The 4,710-nt window shown below is 34.8% G+C and carries 3 protein-coding genes; all 3 read right to left on the bottom strand.

Annotated features, from left to right (window positions below; all coding sequences use genetic code 11):
• The coding region (locus AC13EX_RS03680) for a hypothetical protein (protein ID WP_482891585.1) at window positions 1-321 on the bottom strand (321 nt) is incomplete at its 3' end.
• Window positions 318-776: a hypothetical protein gene (locus tag AC13EX_RS03675; protein ID WP_482891584.1), complete on the bottom strand. Its 459-nt coding sequence runs from the start codon at window positions 774-776 to the stop codon at window positions 318-320. The genes AC13EX_RS03680 and AC13EX_RS03675, both read right to left, overlap by 4 nt.
• 12 nt (window positions 777-788) lie before the next feature.
• A complete protein-coding gene (locus AC13EX_RS03670; RefSeq protein WP_482891583.1) occupies window positions 789-4,223 on the bottom strand; it encodes a hypothetical protein in 3,435 nt (1,144 codons plus the stop codon).
• Between the last annotated feature and the right edge of the window lie 487 nt (window positions 4,224-4,710).

The raw sequence follows: 4,710 nt of genomic DNA, 5'->3' as shown, positions 1-4,710 counted from the left end.
TCGTATTTGTAGGTTGTCATTAAAATTCCCATCAAAGGTCATGAACTGATAGGTCAAGTTAAAAGAACCGGCTGAGTTAAAAGTCAGGCTTATGGAATTATAGGTCTCATAGTTGATCGTTGCATCAGGAACAGACCACATACTTCCAATCCCATTGTTTGGATATACCATAGTGGAACCATTCCAGAAATTAACTTCAAATAGGGCTGTTTCTCCTATACTAACAGTGGTCGGGCCTATTATCTGAACCTGAGTGACCTCTTGGCTAAATACATATTGCCCGTATACACAGATTAAAAGTGAAAAGACATAAGGCTTCATCTTCCATCCTTCTTAGTAAAATACAACTCATGGATTTGTCCACGACGCGCCTTCATTGGTATCAATAAAATCCCATCTTTTCCGTTAACGCGAATGGAATAACTGGTCTTTATTCCATTGATCTCAATAGCTAACTGCGATGTACCTTCAATTTCCCATTTACCGTTGACAATATGCTGCCTTTTACCCAATACCCATTGGGCGGTAAAGATTCCGTCCTCTGAAAAAATAAATGACCTAGACTTAATGGCTTGTTTCATTGCTTCAGATTCAGCCGTTTTGGTCATTGAACCTTTTGCCGATATACCGTAATTTATTGCTGACAGCTGATTTACTGAATCCGTTTGCCAATATCCAATTAGGTTTTGGGCATCAATTGTTTCTATCTTTTGGGCAGCTACAGGACTTACCGCGATAAAAAAAACAACTAGAATAAATAAGAATAATTTTTCCATCGCTCATCCACTTTAAGGGTTTAAACCACTTGTTTGGAAGTTGTACTCGTAAAACTCCTTTAACTGCCCACTATCATCTCTGATTGCTTTCAACCGCCCCATGTAGTCGTATTCATAATACATGGTATAATTTCTAGCATCTGTTTTGGATGTCAGTCCAACCAAAGGATCGTATGTATAAGTCGTCATTCCGGCCTCTATTGGGTGTAACCGTAATTCATCCAAATGCAAACCGCTTCCTTCAATGGTAAGCCTATTTTCCGTAATAATCCTTTGGATTAACTTCCATTCTTGGTCTAATTTCTCTGTCTGCCCCAAAAAATACCAATTTGCTGAACCATTGGCTCTTTTTACCCAAAATGTAAGCAAATATTTTTCACTTGAGCTAGCCTCTATTCCCGATTTTGAGATACTTCCTGTTCCCAAATCATAATACCTACCACCTGTTCTGGAGCCTATAGAAGAAACGGCATTACCCATATAAGTCCACCCTCCTTTCTCTTGCGTTTCAAATGATGTGTAAGAAATTTGATCAGGAAGTGAGTTTTGCACTTCACATACCGGTAATTTATCAGAAGAATCCCATAAAATAGCCCTTCTATTTTGATCTAACTCCTCTATCTGGTTAATATTTAATGCCTGATCGTAGCCTAATTTGGTCTTTTTTACAAAAGACTCACAAAATGTAATCCCGTCCTCTGAGTGGGAAAAATTTTTTATTGGCGCATTTGTTTCTAAACTTAGAATTTCATCCAATAAAACCTCTCCAGCTTTAATTTTCCATTTCCTTGCCTGCCCACTAATTACCCCATTTTTCACAGATTTAACCGATTCTATGGGATCACCAATCATATTTTTGCCTAACAATGCATTAATCTCTCGGGTGGGTTTTTCATACTCCAAAGGGTATTTAAACTCTTCACTTTCAAACCCCCAATTTGATTTCATTACCGTTCGTCTTTGAAGTTGATGAAATGCATTGTATTGAAAAGAACGTTCTACCCCTAACTCAGAATCACCCGAAAATAATTTATCCATCTCATAGGCCGGCTTGAAAGACTCAGATTCTATAGAAAATGCTGTTGTTTCTCTTAGCGTTACAGGCAGGAATGGTGGCAACCCCCCGTCATTATGAAATTCTAATACGAATTTTATAAAAGGGAAAGATTGCCACACTTTTACTGGTGATCCTGCGCTTAGGGTTTTATAACCCAGTACCCTTTTACTTTCAACCACATTTCCAAGATCATCTTTATGAGTCTTTGATATCAATTTACCTCTTTTATGATCATAACTCTTTTTATTCACAAGAGGCATCTCGTAGGAATTGTTTTGCAAACCAATTTTATCCGGATAATCATAAAAAGAAGAAAATTTGTGAATAGTTTCACCATTACCATCGATTTTTTCAACAACCCTTTGATAACCTATTGGACGGCTTTGCGTCATGGATAGGGGAAAAGCTGAGTGGGAATAAGCTTTAACACCTGTAGCAAAAATTTCGGAGCCCTGACTTCCTGATGTAAAAGGAGCATGGTGTTTTAAATCACTGCCGGCAACACCGGATGATAGATTAACATTACCTTCTTGCGTATATTCGAATTTCCTAATGATGGGTGGATTAAATTGGTCAACATCATGAATTTCAGCAACACGAATTCCACCTCCAATTTTTTTTGTTATTGAACCTTCTTCTAAGAACCTATATTTTAACTTAACTCTTATATCTATATCACCAGTATATTGAGGAATATATTTGGTTAGATCAAAGGTTCCTGAAAAGTTAAAGTTCCAAGGAGTAAGAACTGAAAGACAAGGTTCAATATTGTTGCCATAAGCTATCCCATCTGTACTGCATTCATACCAAAGCTGAACTTGTGCTAAAGGATTTAAAGTTACTGAAGTTGCTATTGATGAATCAATGTATTTCCAAGCGGACCATCCATCCTCTGCCAGAGGATTCTCATTAATAAAACTATAGTCATTGGGTTCATAAAAAAACTGCCTGCTCCCACCTGTGGGCCAAGTGATTTTATTTAAAACCCCATATTTCATTTTGTCAATATTAGGATCTTTATTAATTCCCGGATAAGTCTTGTCTTGAAAAGCTTGCGAAGAAAATGAAAAAGTAGGGATCAAACCGGTTCCAATATTACCTGCCCCATTAAAATATCCCCAATGGTCAGTATCTCTACTACTATACCCGGGAAGCAGGTGCATATTGTTATATTCAAAAGAATAAACTTGATCTTTGTCGATAATCATTTTTTTTAATGTTAACCTTTGACTGGGATTGTCAATATATTCAAGAGCAAACCTTCTTTTAATCTCATTTTGATTGTTTTTTAGGAGTATAGAATCTAATTTGAATGAAGAAAATGAATACGGCATGGCAGGATGGCGCAAATCATTTCTAGCCGAAGTAAAAAATTCAACTCTACCATTCTCAAAAAGTATCCTTTTTAAATTATGCCTGTAGTTTCTACTTATCGTTTGACCTCTATTCTCAGGAAAGCCACCCATATTTGTCAAACTTCCATTACCAAGAAAGAGATTACTTCCGTGATGTGTAAAATAACCTATGGCTATGGAATGATATTCAAATAGGGATGTTGAGGTATCAAAGTTTGAATAATCATACTCAAAAAGAATCTCGTTTTTTAAATTAGGAGACACAATTTTTGTAAGATACCAGCTTGTGACTATATCTTTTATATCCCCAGAACCACCATCTGTTGTAAAAGTTGCCGATTCTGATTTTGATAATTCTAATTCTTCAAAATAATAAATCACTCCATTTTCATCTGTAATTTTCCACTTTTTAAAACCACTAAAACGGAACATAACAGATCCGAAGTTTTTGAAGATAGATCCTTTATCCATCAATTCAATTTTGATATTAGTATAAGGCAGTGTTCTTATCCCTCCATCATTATCAAAAAAGAATTTTCCTGATTTCCCATTAAAATTATAATAAAATATGTCAGGCATTCCATCTACAAGTCCCACTCTTTGACTTTCTAAATAATCACCTGATGGATAAGGCCAATTATCTTTCAATAAATGACCTGTATAGTAAAAACCAATAGATTCTTCATCATCATTTACTCCTCCAATTGCTCTCGTTATCACTCCTCCTACATTTAAAGACCAACCGGAGCCTACCCAACTAGGGAATTCATTGACTATGACACCTCCCGCAAAATAGGACAAATCAATATTTCCCTGAAGGTCCTTTGAATCAACAGTATACAAAGGAATTCTTATATCAGGAATGCCTGTATAATGATTAACAGTGGAAGGAGTATATTTTACTAATGAATAAGCATTCGGTGATGGAAAAGTAACATGTTGATCCTGAGAAAAGGTATTATATTTTACTATAGTACAGTAAATAAAGATCAACAAAAACCTTAAAGAAAAATTAATTATTTTATCCCTTTCCATATTACTCAAACAATAAAAACAATTGCAAATAATTAGGCTGAAATATTAATTAGTTATTAAAATAATAAATCAAAATAAAAAAATCAACTTATACAGTGAATTATTGAATAAATTATCCCATTAGCATACAATTAACAGTAAAAAAACTACTATAGAATAACCGGTATCATTAACAGAAATACATTTATAATAAAACTTTACACTTCGTTAAAATGACCCTATTACTCAATTAACCCTTCATTATCTAAAAAATAAAATTTTTAGATAGTGTATTTTTTTCGCATTAGATATAAGCAATAAATTTGAAAAATATAGTTTGAATTAAAATTACCTACCCACCTTCACTCCAATGCTATTAAGTTAAGCCTTTTAGCTTACTATTTGGGTTTCAAAATTGAATGTTTTTGATTTTCTGGCTCGGTTGCCTGTCGGTTTACCAGTTTAGGGGCATACCTTTCCCTTCACTTGGAACAGGTACCTAATTTTG

Source organism: Cyclobacterium sp. L-R, assembly GCF_056859355.1.
The sequence above is the reverse complement of the archived record's forward strand: the minus strand, read 5'-3'. Positions and strand labels throughout refer to the sequence as shown.